General features: G+C 70.9%; 14 protein-coding genes and 2 pseudogenes. 8 read left to right on the forward strand and 8 right to left on the reverse strand.

The window, feature by feature from the left end; genetic code table 11:
- Positions 1–124: pseudogene (locus tag IE277_RS37830) on the forward strand (transglycosylase SLT domain-containing protein); the annotation flags it as partial.
- A 21-nt stretch (positions 125–145) separates the two neighbouring features.
- Here IE277_RS37830 and IE277_RS37835 read toward each other — a convergent pair.
- Positions 146–523, reverse strand: a complete 378-nt coding sequence (locus IE277_RS37835; protein ID WP_189958277.1) for an AF_1327 family membrane protein — start codon at positions 521–523, stop codon at positions 146–148.
- A 300-nt stretch (positions 524–823) separates the two neighbouring features.
- Between IE277_RS37835 and IE277_RS37840 the strand changes: the two genes are divergently transcribed.
- Both IE277_RS37840 and IE277_RS37845 read left to right on the forward strand, forming a co-directional pair.
- Positions 824–2,056, forward strand: coding sequence for an ATP-grasp domain-containing protein (locus IE277_RS37840; RefSeq protein WP_229882258.1), 1,233 nt, complete (start codon positions 824–826; stop codon positions 2,054–2,056).
- A gap of 1 nt (position 2,057) precedes the next feature.
- A complete protein-coding gene (locus tag IE277_RS37845; protein ID WP_189958278.1) occupies positions 2,058–3,308 on the forward strand; it encodes an ATP-grasp domain-containing protein in 1,251 nt (416 codons plus the stop codon).
- Between the two features lie 34 nt (positions 3,309–3,342).
- On the opposite strand, the gene glpK is transcribed toward IE277_RS37845, so the two are convergent.
- Together glpK and IE277_RS37855 are read right to left on the reverse strand one after the other, a co-directional pair.
- Positions 3,343–4,872, reverse strand: a complete 1,530-nt coding sequence (gene glpK / locus IE277_RS37850) for a glycerol kinase GlpK (RefSeq protein ID WP_189958279.1) — start codon at positions 4,870–4,872, stop codon at positions 3,343–3,345.
- A gap of 45 nt (positions 4,873–4,917) precedes the next feature.
- Positions 4,918–5,685, reverse strand: coding sequence for an IclR family transcriptional regulator (locus IE277_RS37855; protein ID WP_189958280.1), 768 nt, complete (start codon positions 5,683–5,685; stop codon positions 4,918–4,920).
- A gap of 196 nt (positions 5,686–5,881) precedes the next feature.
- Here IE277_RS37855 and IE277_RS37860 point away from each other — a divergent pair, with 196 nt between their 5' ends.
- On the forward strand, positions 5,882–6,307 hold the full coding sequence (locus IE277_RS37860; RefSeq protein ID WP_189958281.1) for an ATP-binding protein: 426 nt from the start codon (positions 5,882–5,884) through the stop codon (positions 6,305–6,307).
- Between the two features lie 99 nt (positions 6,308–6,406).
- Here IE277_RS37860 and IE277_RS37865 read toward each other — a convergent pair whose 3' ends face one another.
- Together IE277_RS37865 and IE277_RS37870 are read right to left on the reverse strand one after the other, a co-directional pair.
- The gene (locus tag IE277_RS37865; RefSeq protein ID WP_189958282.1) at positions 6,407–7,579 is read right to left on the reverse strand and encodes a PP2C family protein-serine/threonine phosphatase; all 1,173 of its coding nucleotides are present in this window, start codon (positions 7,577–7,579) and stop codon (positions 6,407–6,409) included.
- Between the two features lie 98 nt (positions 7,580–7,677).
- Positions 7,678–8,436 (reverse strand): IclR family transcriptional regulator, encoded by a 759-nt coding sequence (locus IE277_RS37870; protein ID WP_189958283.1) that lies wholly within the window; start codon positions 8,434–8,436, stop codon positions 7,678–7,680.
- Between the two features lie 459 nt (positions 8,437–8,895).
- Between IE277_RS37870 and IE277_RS48010 the strand changes: the two genes are divergently transcribed.
- The 4 genes from IE277_RS48010 to IE277_RS37885 are packed head-to-tail and all read left to right on the forward strand — an operon-like array spanning position 8,896 to position 11,196.
- The gene (locus tag IE277_RS48010) at positions 8,896–9,144 is read left to right on the forward strand and encodes a serine hydrolase domain-containing protein (RefSeq protein ID WP_229882259.1); all 249 of its coding nucleotides are present in this window, start codon (positions 8,896–8,898) and stop codon (positions 9,142–9,144) included.
- Positions 9,033–9,824 (forward strand): serine hydrolase domain-containing protein, encoded by a 792-nt coding sequence (locus tag IE277_RS37875; protein WP_229882260.1) that lies wholly within the window; start codon positions 9,033–9,035, stop codon positions 9,822–9,824. Before IE277_RS48010 ends, IE277_RS37875 begins: the two co-directional genes overlap by 112 nt.
- Before the next feature lie 59 nt (positions 9,825–9,883).
- Positions 9,884–10,960 carry an alpha/beta fold hydrolase gene (locus IE277_RS37880; protein WP_189958284.1) on the forward strand — a complete coding sequence of 359 codons (1,077 nt, stop codon included), beginning with the start codon at positions 9,884–9,886 and terminating at the stop codon, positions 10,958–10,960.
- Between the two features lie 41 nt (positions 10,961–11,001).
- A complete protein-coding gene (locus IE277_RS37885; protein ID WP_189958285.1) occupies positions 11,002–11,196 on the forward strand; it encodes a hypothetical protein in 195 nt (64 codons plus the stop codon).
- 23 nt (positions 11,197–11,219) lie between these two features.
- Here the strand turns inward: IE277_RS37885 and IE277_RS37890 are convergent, their stop codons facing one another.
- The 3 genes and pseudogenes from IE277_RS37890 to IE277_RS37900 all read right to left on the reverse strand — a co-directional run bounded on the left by IE277_RS37890 (position 11,220) and on the right by IE277_RS37900 (position 13,553).
- Positions 11,220–11,783, reverse strand: a complete 564-nt coding sequence (locus IE277_RS37890; RefSeq protein ID WP_189958286.1) for a CGNR zinc finger domain-containing protein — start codon at positions 11,781–11,783, stop codon at positions 11,220–11,222.
- Between the two features lie 349 nt (positions 11,784–12,132).
- Positions 12,133–12,240 (reverse strand): annotated as a pseudogene (locus IE277_RS50175) (ATP-binding cassette domain-containing protein); the annotation flags it as partial.
- 536 nt (positions 12,241–12,776) lie between these two features.
- The gene (locus IE277_RS37900) at positions 12,777–13,553 is read right to left on the reverse strand and encodes a class I SAM-dependent methyltransferase (RefSeq protein ID WP_189958288.1); all 777 of its coding nucleotides are present in this window, start codon (positions 13,551–13,553) and stop codon (positions 12,777–12,779) included.
- Positions 13,554–13,689 lie beyond the last annotated feature (136 nt).

A 13,689-nucleotide genomic window follows, 5' to 3' on the forward strand; every position in this document is an offset into this window, starting at 1 on the left:
CAACGCCTACCACGTGGCCGGCACCGCCCACAGCGTCACCGACCCGGTCGCCAACATCACTGCCGCCGCCAACTACGCCGCCCACCGCTACGGCTCCATCGACAACGTCAACTCCGCCTACTGATCCAGGGCGAGGCGCACGCTGTCAGAGCCGGCCGAGGGATCCGAACATGATCAGGGCCACGGCGTCGATGCCGAGAAAGTGACCACTCCCACGTGGTGCAGCCAGATCTCGACCACCACTGACGCGGCCGAGTTGACGGCGATCAGTACAGGGCGATTGGGGAGCCCCAGAACGCGTGTGCCGCGCCCGTCCGGTGAAGTGGAACACGAGCGCGTTCCATATCTCGTTGAACCAGTCCATGCCCCACAACGCGAGGCCGGCGAACAGCACGTTCCAAATGCGGCGTTCCGCCTCCACGGCGTACACGTAGATCACGATCAGCAGGAGCGGGACGACGTACCAGGCGAAGTGGCCGTTGTCGCGCAGCAGTTCGCGCGCCGCGCGGGCATGCTCGGTCATGAGATGTGGGCCCCGGTGCTCGGGCCGCCGACTTCTGGTCGGGCGTCTTCAGGGCGACGGCACAGCCGGCCGACGGCGGCAGTAGTCCTAACCGGCCGGTAACTATGGCGTCGCGGAGCCATGCGTCAACGGTTCGGTACGGGGACGGTCTCGCGAAGGTTGCTTCCGCAAAGTGGAAGCCTCTGGGATCCGTGCCCGCTGACAACTGGAGCTTGCTACAACCACTGTCGCGAAATCGGCTTCCTGGTCTAGTGGTTACGTTGATGGCACTGGAGCGGCCGCTGCGGTCTACTGCCCAGCGTGAAGAAGATCCTGCTGATCGAAGCGCTCGCAAATTCGGGCACGTATGTGCTGGACGCCGCCCGCGCACTGGACGCGCGTGTCTTCGTCGCCACCCACGAGGACGTCTACGAGAGCTATCCCGCGGCTCTGCGCGACAAGATCCACGGCACGGTGTTCACGGACCTCACCGCCCTGGACCGGGCACTGGCGGACCTGACCGCGTTCGCCGAGGCGACCGAGATCGACGCGGTGGCCGGCTGCCGGGAGTTCTTCACCCCGCTCGTCGCCCATCTGGCCCAGCGCCTGGGGCTGCCCGGCAACGACCCCCGGCGCGCCCAGGCATGCCGGAACAAGGCGAAGATGGCGGAGGCCTTCTACGCGGGCGGGGTGCCGGCGCCGCGCACGATCACCGCGCGCACGGCCGGACAGGCGGCCCATGCCGTCGGGCGCGTCGGCATGGGATTCCCCGTCGTCGTCAAACCCGCCGAGCAGGGCGGCTCCTGGGGCGTCAGCGTGGTGGAGAGCCCCGAACAGCTCGACGGCGCCGTACGGCATGCGCAGTCCTGGCCGATCGCCGCCCCGCACGGCCTGCGGATGGACCAGCGGGTCGTCGTCCAGGAGTACGTCCCCGGACCCGAGTTCAGCCTCGACACCGTGGTCTGGCGCGAGGAGTACTTCCATCTGCCCGTGGTCGAGAAACACACCACCGGCGGCGCCTACCGCGCCGAGACCGGTCACACCTGCCCCGCCGCCCTGCCGCTCGGCGACCTCCACGCCGTGCGGTCGGCCGCCGAGCGGGCCCTGCGGGCGCTCGGCATCCGCAACGGCGTCGCCCACACCGAACTGAAGATCTCGCCCGAAGGCGGCCCCGTCGTCATCGAGGTGGGCGCCCGCCTGCCGGGCGACCATCTCGTGGACGTCGTACGCCGTGCCTCCGGGATCGACGAGGCACGGGCCTACCTCCAGGCCGTCCTCGACGAGAAGCCGGACGTACCCACGCCCCGCGAAGGGGCCTGCGCGATCAGGTTCCTCACCCCGCCGCGCGCCGGCACCTTCCACGGGGTGACCATCCTCGGCCGGCACGACGGCCTGGTCGACCGGGACATCACCACACCGGCCGGCGCCGCCGTCGGCTGCGCCCAGGACAACTCGGCCCGCATCGGCCACCTGGTCTTCGCCGCCCCCACGCCCGCGCAGGTCAACGCCGACGCCGCCCGCGCTCTCGCCCACACCCGCATAGAAGTGAGCTGACATGCAGCGCATCGCCTTCCTCCGGTCCGTCGACATCCAGCGCGCCGACCCGTACATCCACGGCATCGCCCCCGCCCTCACGCGGCTCGGCGCCGAGGCCCGCCTCTTCCACACCCACGGCGACTGCGGCCCGGACCTGTTCCCGGGCACGAGCGAGCGACTCGACCCCGCCGCGACACCGGACGAGTTCGTCGAGCGGGTGCTCGCCTGGGGAGCCGACGCCGCCGTGGCGATCTCCCTGCCCGACGAGAACGCCCTGCGCGACGCCGTGGTCAAGACCAGACTCGAAGCCCTCGGCATCCGCACCGTCATGACCCCGCTGCCCGCCACGCGCCTGCTGTGCGACAAGTGGGAGACCAAGCGGCTCCTCACCGCGCACGGCCTCACCACCCCGCCCGCCGTCCTGCTCGACAGCGACCTCCTCAGCGGCCGCGCACTGCCCGTCCCGGCCTACCCGGACGCGGTCCGCCTCGCCGCGCACGACCTCGGCTATCCCCTCATGGCCAAGCCGTTGTGGGACTCCACCAGCATGGGCATCGCGTTCATCCCCGACCCGGCCGCGCTCGACCGTCATCTGGCCGCCCGCCCGGCCGCGCACGCCGTCCTGGAGAAGTGCGTCAGCGGACGGCTCTGCTCGGTCGACATCGTCGGTGCCGGCGGCCACCACACCGTCATGCCGCTCATCTGGACCGGCACCGCGGGCGGACCTCCCGCCTTCACCTTCGAGGACCTCCGCTACGTCGCCCCCGCCCAGGACGACGACTTCCGGCCCACCGCGCAGCGCCTCGTGGACCTGTGTACGGAACTCGGTGTCGAGGGCTCCGTGAACGTCGACATGATCTACGCCGACGGCGTCTACCACGTCCTGGAGATCAACCCCCGGATCGGCGGCGCCACGACCCTGTCCATCGCGGCCGGCGGACTCAACACCTTCACCGCCCTGCTCGACATCCTGGGCGGCACCTGGCCGACACGGTCCGCCGCCCCGGCCGAGAGGTTCGCGATCGAGTGCCTCACCGCGAACCCCACCCCCGCCCTGCTCGCCGAACTGCGCTCCCGCGTCGACCTCGTCACCTGCCACGACCTGATCATCGACGGCCATGATCACGGCGGCATCCTCACCTTCACGGTCAACCCCGGCGACGAGCAGCGGGCGGTGCAGGAACTCACCGAGATGTGCGCGCGGACCGGCTTCATCCCGGCACCCATGCTCGACAAGATCCGCCGCCTCCTGACCCCGGTGGGCCGCTGACCATTCCGACCGGCGGGGACCGGCGGCCGTCATCTCACGGCGGGTCCGGGCCGGCGGAGCGAGGGGATCTGGACCAGCCGAGGGACCGTTCGACGGCCCGCTGCCAGTTGTCGTACTCCGCCTCGCGCCGTTCGGGGTCCATGTCGGGCAGCCACTGCGCGGCCCGGTGCCAGTTGCGGCGCAGCACTTCCAGGTCCGGCCAGTAGCCGGCGGCGAGCCCGGCCGCGTAGGCGGCGCCGAGGGACACCGTCTCGGCGACCATGGGCCGCACCACGGGCACATCGAGCACATCCGCAACGAACTGCATGAGCAGGTTGTCCGCGGTCATGCCCCCGTCGACCTTGAGCTGCTGGAGGGAGACGGAGGAGTCGGCGTTCATGGCGTCGACGACCTCCCGGGTCTGCCAGCCCGTGGCCTCCAGGACGGCACGCGCCAGGTGCCCCTTGGTGATGTACGAGGTGAGGCCGACGATCACCCCGCGCGCGTCGCTGCGCCAGCGAGGCGCGAACAGACCCGAGAAGGCGGGGACGATGTAGCAGCCGCCGTTGTCCTCGACCGTCCGCGCCAGGGTCTCGATCTCCGGGGCGCTGCTGATCAGGCCCAGGCGGTCGCGGAACCACTGGACGAGTGCTCCGGTGACGGCGATCGATCCCTCCAGCGCGTAGGCCGGCGGCTGGTCCCCGATCTTGTAGGCGACGGTGGTGAGGAGCCCGTGCTGGGAGCGCACGATGTCGCTGCCGGTGTTGAGCAGCAGGAAGCTGCCGGTTCCGTAGGTGCATTTCGCCTCGCCGGGGGAGAAGCAGGTCTGGCCGAACAGGGCGGCCTGCTGATCGCCGAGCGCGGCCGTGATGGCGACGCCCGGGAGCAGCGCCCGGGCGTCGCCGTACGTCTCGGCGGAGGACCGGATCTCCGGCAGCATCGAGCGGGGCACCCCGAAGAAGTCCAGCAGCTCTTCGTCCCAGGTGAGCGTGCGGATGTTCATCAGCATGGTGCGGCTGGCGTTGGTGGGGTCCGTGATGTGCAGTCCGCCGTCGGCCCCTCCGGTGAGGTTCCAGATCAGCCAGCTCTCCATCGTCCCGCACAGCACCTCGCCGGCCAGGGCGCGCTGCTGGAGGCCCTTGACATGGTCGAACAGCCAGCGGAGCCGCAGCGCCGAGAAGTAGGTGGAGGGCGGCAGACCGCACCGCTGCAGGAAGAACGCGTCGCCGGGGTCCTGCTTGAGTTCCTCGACCAGCGCCGCCGTGCGGGTGTCCTGCCAGACGATCGCCCGGCCCAGCGGGGCGCCGGTCCGCCGGTCCCAGAGCACCGTCGTCTCGCGCTGGTTGGCCAGGCCGATGGCGGCGACCTGCCCCGAGCCGACACCGGCGTCGGACAGGGCCTCGGGCACGATACGGCGGAGGTTCTGCCAGATCTCCACGGCGTCGTGTTCGACCCAGCCGGGCCTGGGGAAGTGCTGCTGATGCTCCTTCTGCGCGACCGAGACCAGCCGCCCTCGGTGGTCGAACAGAATGCATCGGGTCGAGTTGGTGCCCTGATCGACGGACATCACATACCGTTCAACCATGATCGGGTCTGCCTTCCGACGGGTCGAGGTGGCGGCCGGCCTGGCCTACCAGCGGGCGGCTCCCAGGTCTCTGGAGATCGCCCGCGCGGCCTCCCGGATCAGGGTGATCAGACTCGGCCGGGGGTGGCCCTGGCTGTCGCAGATCCGCTCGACCGCCCCGGACAGTCCGATGGCGCCGACGACGAGCCCGCCGTGCCCGCGGATCGGCGCGGCGAGCCCGGCCTCGCCCATGCTCATCTCCTGGATCTCGGCGGCCCAGCCGAGCTCCCGGACCTCGGCGAGCGCTCGCGAGAGCTGTTCGTGATCGACGAGTGTGTGCCGGGTGTACGCCTCCAGCTGCGGATGCCGGGCGGGCTCGGTCGTCGCGGTCCCGTAGGCCAGCAGCACCTTGCCGAGCGACGAGGCGTGCAGGGGCAGCAGTGAGCCCACATCCAGCGTCTGGAAGGTGTCGTCCGGCCGGAAGACGTGATGGACGATGAGGACACGGCCCTCCAGGGGTGTCCCCAGGCGCACCGCCTCCCCGCTGCGGGCGGCGAGGGCATCGGCCCAGTTGAGGGAGCGCGAGCGCAGTTCGTTGACGTCCAGGTAGCTGGTGCCGAGGTGCAGCAGGGCGGCTCCGAGCTGGTATTTACCGGTCGCCGCGTCCTGCTCCACGAAGTCGACGTGCTGGAGCGTGCGCAGAATTCCATGGGCGGTGCCCTTGGCCAGCCCGAGCGAGGCGGCCACCTCGCCGAGCCCCAGTCGGCGGGGCCCACCGGCGAGCAGGCGCAGAATCGCCGCCGCCCGTTCGATCGACTGGACTGGGCCGGCCATGAGGAGAGCGTATTACCGCCACGGAGGCTTCGCTTCACGGGCGGACGGCCGCCGCGGAGCCGCCCCGGAGATCCGCGTTCGGTAATGCCGACCGCCGTTCATTGACCTGCCCGGTTTGTCTCCCTAGCTTTGCAGCGAAGCTGGAAGATGGCGGGACGCAGCGCCGGATCGGCATCACAGACCACCGGGAGAGACCATGGCGGCTCAGCTGAAGACGCTGCTTCGGGCGGCATACGAACACATGTGTCCGGTGCCGCCGGTCGCCGGCGCCGTCTGCGCCGTACGCCGCAGCGTGGCGGCCGCGCTCGCCGACTGGAACGTGTCCTCGGAGATCGTCGAGGACACCCTGCTCGTGGTGTCGGAACTGGTCACCAACGCGATCATCCACGCCCGCCCCCCGGCCGTACTGCGGCTGACCTGGGTGCCCGGCGACGGCATACGCACCCTGCGCGTCGAGGTCACCGACGCGGGCCCCGCGCTCCCGCCGGCGGGCTGCCGGGCCGGGATCGACCCGGACGAGCACGGCCGGGGCGAGACGATCGTCCACGCCCTGGCGACACGCCACGGCATCCGGATCCACCCGGGCGGGGTCACGCGGTGGGCGGATCTCGTCGCCGTCTAGTGCCCCGGCAGGCAACGTTTGCCCGTGAAGGAGCGGCGTCCGGTGCGGCGAGAGGGCGTGCCGGGCGTCGCGACGGGGCGAACGTTGCCTGTTGGGGCACTAGAGTGCGGCCTGTGCCGGGGTCGGCTGGGGAAGCCGGCCGTCCGCCGTCTGCTTGCGGAGCAGGAGCAGGGCGGCGTCGTCATGCAGCCGGCCGCCCACGTGGGCGAGCAGTTCGTCATGGAGCGCGGTGAGCGTGCGCGCCGGGTCGTCGCAGGTGTGACGGGCCACGCCTTCGGTCAGCGGATAGAACTCACGGGCGTGGTCGCGGGCCTCGGTGACCCCGTCGGTGTAGAGCAGGAGCTGGTCTCCGACCGAGAACGACAGATGCTGCAGGCGGGGCGTCTGCCCTGACAGGGCGCGCAGTCCGAGAGGCGGCGCGGGCTGTGTGGGCTCCACCGGCCCGACGTCTCCGGAGGCGGAGATCAGCAGGGGAGGCGCGTGTCCGCAGTTGACGATCTCCAGGTGTCCCGACCGGGGGCAGCCGGCGACCACGGCGGTGACGAAGTCGTCCGGGCCGAGGTTGCGGGACAGGCTCCGCTCGATCCTGCCGACGACGGCCAGCAGATCGGGCTCGTCATAGGCGGCCTCGCGGAACACCCCCAGCACCAGCGCGGCGGTCTCCACGGCGGGCAGCCCCTTGCCGCGCACATCGCCGACGATCAGCCTGACTCCGTGCGGGGTGGGCACCAGGGCGTAGAGGTCCCCGCCGATCCGGGCCTCGGCCGCCGCGGCGCTGTAGCGGACGGCCACCTGGAACGGGCCGACGGTCTCGGGCACGGGCTGCAGCAGTGCGTGCTGGGCGGCCTCGGCGACCGAGCGGACGGCTGCGAGCACCCGCTCTCGACGGCCCCGCAGCGCGCTGGCCAGGGCGCTCGCCGCGGTGACCGCCAGTACGGCGGACAGTACGGCCGCCAGCTCACCGGCGGGAACCCCGTGCTCGTGGCCCAGCGTCGCGCCCAGCGCCGCGGCGAGGAGCCCGATACCCAGCACACCGCGCGGTCCGTTGGTGGCGGCGGCCAGCGCGGGCCCGGCCGCGAGCAGCGGCAGCCATGCCCCGCCGACCAGGTCGACGAGCACGACGACGCCGACGACCAGGACGGGCAGCACACAGATTCCAGGGGCCAGATGACCTGCGGCACACCGGCGGACCGACTCCCAGACGCCGATCCGTCGCTTGCCGGACAGTCGTATCGACGCGCGGTCGCCGCCCTGATCTCGAACCTGGCTCATGTGTCGTCCGCAGTCCTTGCCTGTTCGGGGTGCACACCCGGAATGTCCCTTTCGTCAAGCAAACGGGGTGGGCGCGGGCGGCCACAAGGAGCGGATTTTCAGATAGTGAGCGAGAGGCTTCGGCTCACGCGCCTCGCGATCGGCAGCATGCGCGCGCGGATCTCCTGCAGCTGGGCCTGCCGGTCCACGGGCAGGGAGACCCCGAGCGAGCCGAGCGTGTCCCCGCTGTGGACGGGTACGGCCACGCACACCGTGCCCAGCGCGTACTCCTCCAGGTCCGTGACGGCCGGCGCCAGCGGCGAGGACTCGATTCTGCGCAGCAGCTCCGGAACGCTGGTGATCGTCCGCGGCGTCAGATCGGCCAGATGGTGCCTGGACAGATAGTCCCGGCGGGCTTCCTCGTCCAGCTCGCGCAGTACGGCCTTGCCCAGGGCGGTGGCGTGTCCGGCGTCCTCGAAACCCACCCACAGATCGACCCGCGGTGTACGGGGGCCGTCGACGATCTCCGCGACCCGGATCTCGCCGTCCTCGTAGAAGGTGAGGTAGGTGGCGGTGGACAGCTCGTCCCGAAGGGCCGCGAGCGCCGGGCGGACCCGGCTGAGCAGCGTCTGCGCGCTGCCCGCCGAATGCAGGGAACCGAGTTTGTCGCCCAGGACGAAGCCGCCGTCGGCGAGCTTGCGCACGTATCCGTCGTGCACCAGCGTGCGCAGCAGGTGATAGGCGGTGGCCAGGGGCAGCTCCGTCTCGCGTGCCAGCTGTTTCGCCGGCGCGCCGTTCTCGTGCGTGCTCACCGCCTCCAGCAACCGCAGAGCCCGCTGCACGGACGTGATGAGCGTCGGGCCGTCCTGAGCGCCCATAGGACCAGACTGCGCCGGGCACCTTGCACGGGCAAGACGGTCACCGGCCTGCCGGGCGGCCTGGGCCGGCCGCCGCCCATGGGGGCGACGCCTGCGGCGACCACGGGCCGATCATCAAGGCAGGCGAGGGGCCGTACGGCGTGGGAACGGAGGTGAGGGGCTGGACCTCCAGACTGCCCGCACCCCCATCTTCCGGTCACTCGAACGCCGCCACCCTCGGACCGTACCCGCACAACACCGCGATCCATGCCCAGCCCCAGACCTGAGTGTCGGTCGGCCATGCACCCTCTCCGTCGACGTCGACACGGGCGGCGTAGGTGAAAGCGAGAACGGCTTCTCCGAAGCAGGGCTGTGCAGACTGCGGGAGGTGCTGGCGCGGCATGTGGAGTCCGAACGGATTCCCGGGCTTGTCGCCTGGTCGGCCGGGGTGAGGAGACACATGTCGAAACGATCGGGACGATGCGTCATGACGGTGGCTTACCGATGCGCCGGGACACCGTCTTCCGGATGGCCTCGACGACCAAGCCGGTCGCGGTGGCGGCGGCGATGGTCCTGCTGGACGAGTGCCGGCTGAGGCTGGACGACCCGACAGATCGGTGGCTGTCCGGGGGGCTACGGCCAGGAGTGGCTGTTGCCGGCACCGGAGGGTCACCGGCCAGTCGTTCGAGACGTTCCCGCGCGAACGCATCTTTGATCCGCTGGGCATGAAGGACACCGGATTCCACGTACCCGCCGACAAGATCGACCGGCTGCCGCCGCGGTACGCGCCGGATCCGCAGACCGGGGAGTTCGTCGTCGCGGACGAGGCCGAAGGGGGACACCACAGCCGGCCTCCGGCCTTCCCGTCGGGCGGCGGCGGGCTCGACTTCACCGTCGACGACTATCACGCCTACTTCCGGATGCTGCTCAACCATGGAACGCGCGGCACCGAACGGATCCTGTCCCGGCCCGCCGTCGAGCTGATGACCACCAACCGCCTCACGCCCGAGCAGACATCCGCCCTTCAGGCCTGGGCCCGTAGCGTCGCCCATCTGTCACACGGTCAGGGGCAGACCGGCGGCTGGGGCTTCGGGATGACGGGGCGCACCTATCGCGGTGACTACGCGCCCGTCGGCCAGTTCGGCTGGGACGGCGGAAGCGGCACCACGACATACGCCGACCCGGACAACCGGCTCGTCGGCATCCTGCTCACCCGGACCGGGATGTCCACGCCGGATTCGGCGCGGGCCATCCAGGACTTCTGGACCACGCTCTACCAGGCAATCGACGACTGCCCCGCGTGCCGTGCCGTGCCGCCCGGCCGCGCGTACGCCGGCGGCCCGGCGGCTTCTTTGAGTAGTCGTCACCTCATGGAACCATCCTCCATGCGTCACTGGTTTGACAGGTGACGCGCCCTGTGCGAGTGTCATTACGTCGGTCACGAGACACACATGACGGAGGGGTTCTCATGATCAACAGGCGCACGTTCACCAAGGCCGTCGGCCTGGGCACCGGCGCGGGCGCGGTCTCGCTGACCGGCCTGCGGTCCACGGCGTCGGCCGCGCCGGCGGCGCACTCGCCGGGCGGCACCCCTGGCCGCAACATCCCCACCGTGCCCACCGTCACCCCCGGCACGCACACCACGTTCCGTACGATCAAGCACGTCAGGGCGGGTGTCCTGGAGATCGGTTACGCCGAGGCCGGCCCCGCCCACGGACCGGTCGTCCTGTTGCTGCACGGCTGGCCGTACGACATCCACAGCTACGTCGACGTCGCCCCACTCCTGGCCGACCTCGGGTATCGAGTGATCGTCCCCTATCTGCGCGGTCACGGCAGTACACGTTTCCTGTCCCGCCGTACTCCCCGCACCGCCGAGCAGTCGGCCATCGCGCTCGACATCGTCGCCCTGATGGACGCCCTGAAGATCGACAAGGCGGTGCTGGCCGGCTTCGACTGGGGCTCGCGCACCGCCGACATCATCGCGGCACTGTGGCCCGAACGGGTCAAGGCGCTTGTCTCGACCGGCGGTTACCTCGTCACCAACCTCAAGGCGCAGCAGGAGCCGGCCGCCGCGGCCGTCGAGCACAACTGGTGGTACCAGTGGTACTTCGCCACCGAGCGCGGCAAGAAGGCGATGGAGAACGTCGACGAGCGCATCGCCCTGTGCCGCTACGTATGGACGCTTGTCTCGCCCAACTGGGCCTTCGACGACGCCACCTTCCAGCGCACCGCCCAGGCGTTCAGGAACCCCGACTACGCGGCCATCGTCCTGTACAACTACCGCTGGCGCATCGGTCTGATCGAGACGGACCGCCGCTACAGTCGCTACGAGGCGCAGCTCGCCGCCCAGCCGCCCGTCCGCGTCCCCACCGTCACCCTCGACCCGGCCCTCGACCCCTTCATCCCGGCCGGTGACGGCTCCGCCTACCGCGACCACTTCACCGGCCCCTACGCGCACCGCACCCTCGCGAACGTCGGTCACAACCTCCCGCAGGAGGCGCCGACCGTCTTCGCACGGGCCGTCGCCGACGCCGACCGCCTGTGACGGCGCACTGACGTACCGAAAGACGAAGTGGAGTATGTGTCATGAAGAAGGAACTCACGGCGGACTCCGCCGCGGCGGCGGCACGGCATGCTCGGTACGGAACGCTCCCCGAGCGCATTCGCTTCGAGGACATGACCGAGGAGGTGGAGAGCGCGCCGGGCGGGGCCGCCGCCTCGTACGACCCCGAGGGCTCATGGAAGTCCTACTCGTGCCTCGCCCTCGACCTGGGGCTTTAGAAAGCCCTCTGCTCCTCCTCCGCTCAGCCGGCGGCCGCCGCGGGTGTCGTCTTCTTGCGGGCGCGGTAGGCCGCCGCCTTGATCTTGTTGCCGCAGGACTCCATGCCGCACCACTGGCGCCGCATGCCCCGGGAGCGGTCGATGTAGACGCGGGTGCACTCGGGGTTGCCGCACTCCTTGAGGAGCGGGACGTCCGGGCCGCTGAGCAGTTCGACGGCCTGGCGGGCGACGGTGGCCAGGGCCTGGCCTGGCGTCGCGTCGGTGTGCCGGCCCGCCAGGGTGAGCTGAGGTGTCACCGGGACCTGGCGCGCGGCGGCGTTGAGCACCGCCAGGGCCTCCCGGTCGAAGTCCTCGCCGAGGCGGCGGTTGGTGATGAGCCGGTAGAGGGCCTCGCGTACCTCGATGGCCTCCCGGACGTCATCCTCCTTGCCGGGCGTGATCGTGTCCACGAGCCCGGACTCCACGTACCAGGCGTTGAGCCGTTCCGGAGTCACGAACATCTCGAAGCGGGTCGAGCGCCGGGCGCGCAGCGTGGCCGCGAAGTCGAGCGCCGGGTGGCCGCACACGAAGACATGGTCAAGATTCACATCACCATCTTGACAGGTGACTAGGATGAGGCGCAAGGCCCGTCACTGTTTCAGCAGGTGTCGCCCCTGCCCGCCCCGGCGTACCGGCGCTCCCAGCGCCTCCGCCCGGCGCGCTTCTCGCTCAGGTAGGCGGTGTCGTTGGTGGGCCGGACGCGAGACGCTCCCGGCATCGGGTGCGCCCACGTCGGCCCGCACCACCGTCGGCTCACACCGCGGGCGCTCCCGTCTCCTGGAGCGTTCCGTCGGCCAGGCGCAGCCGCACGCAGCCGTTCGCCGTCGGAGAGTACCCCGACGGGCGATGCGCCCGGGCGCCCCGGAACAGGGAGCGTGCGAGCAGGTTGTCCAGGCGCTGCGAGAGATAGGCGATACGGCCGTCGCCGCGCTTGATCTCCCCGCCGTCCGGGGCGAGTTCACCGGTGAGCAGGCGCAGCAGGGTGGTCTTGCCGGCGCCGTTGGGGGCGACCGGGCCCGTGCGGCCGGTGGTCATGGTGAAGGACAGGTCGCGGAAGACCGGGGTGTCGTCGGGCCGGGCGAACGACAGGTTCGAGCAGGCGATAACGGCGTCGGACATGGAGGCGACCTCGGGAAGGCTTGGGCGAAGACAGCTCCGCCCCGGGTGGACATGGGGAAAGGGGTACGACGAACGGGCCACTTCGGTGGCGCTCCTTCAGCGCGTCCGGTGGCCGAGGTGCGGGCGCCAACCGCCGCGGCCCGTAGGTGTGTTGACAGTCCGATGACGCCCATGCCAGCACCGTCGCCGGTTAAACCGGTGAAGATCGCTTCGCGTGCCACACACCGGATCTGACGCTCGACGGTACCGAGCTCTTCGCCCCGCTGCGTCCGGGCCGCCACGTCCTGATCGACCTGACGGGGTATGAGGTCCTTCAACTGCCCTGCGATCGGACGACGAGCCGCTGCAGAAGGAGGCGGCGGGCGTCGTGGCCGCCGCGCACCGTTGAACGGCTCCCGCGCGGTGTGCCGTCCCGGCTGCGGTCAGGGGGTGGAACGCAGCAGCACGAGGGAGCCGTCGTAGGTCGGCCGGTTGCGGAGGTGGCCGAAGGCCTCGTCCCAGCTACCGGAGCCCAGGGCCCGGCGCAGCGAGGTGTCGAAGGCCTGGCGGGCGTGGTCGTCGATGAAGCTCCAGGCCGAGCAGGCTTGACGGGCCGCGGGGTCCAGGAGCAGCTCGGGGCGGCCGTAGTAGGCCTCGTTGAAGCCGTCGGTGCAGTCCAGCGGGATGGGCACGGGCTGGATGGAGGTGCTGCCGCCGAGCGCGGTGGTGAGCCGGTCGAGCGGAGGGTAGCGGCGGGCTTCGGTCTCAAGGACGTCGGGTGCGTACTCGTAGAGCCAGAAGTCGCGCACGCGCGCGGGGTCGCAGGTCAGTACGACGACGGGGCCACAGGTGACGCGCCGCATCTCGCGCAGTCCGGCTTCGGCATCGGACCACTGGTGGACGCTGAAGAGGGTCATCGACGCGTCGAACTCCCCGTCGGCGAAGGGGAGGTCCTCGGCGACGGCGTCGATCGCGGTGGCGAGTCGGGCCGGGCGCTGGGCCCGCATGGCCAGGGACGGCTCGACCGCGGTGATGGTGCGCGCCGCGGTCTCATAGGACCCGGTCCCCGCGCCGACGTTGAGGACGGTGCCGGCGTCGCCCAGTGCCTGGGCGATGACGTGGGCGATGCGCTCGTCGGGGCGCCGGTAGGAGGCGTAGCCGGAGCCGATGCGGTGGTGGTCGACGTCGCCGGCGCTGCCGTCGTGGGTGCGCATGACCATGAGGGACCTCGCCTTGTGGGCCTGGGCCGGGGCGCTGGCATCCGCGTCCCGAACAACGCTCCAATCTTGCATCTGCCAGGGCAGATCGCATAGATGGCTGGCTCATGCTTGGCCGATCAGCCAAGAAGAGCGGCAT

Origin of the sequence: Streptomyces alanosinicus (assembly GCF_014650595.1) — a bacterium.
GTDB lineage: Bacteria > Actinomycetota > Actinomycetes > Streptomycetales > Streptomycetaceae > Streptomyces > Streptomyces alanosinicus.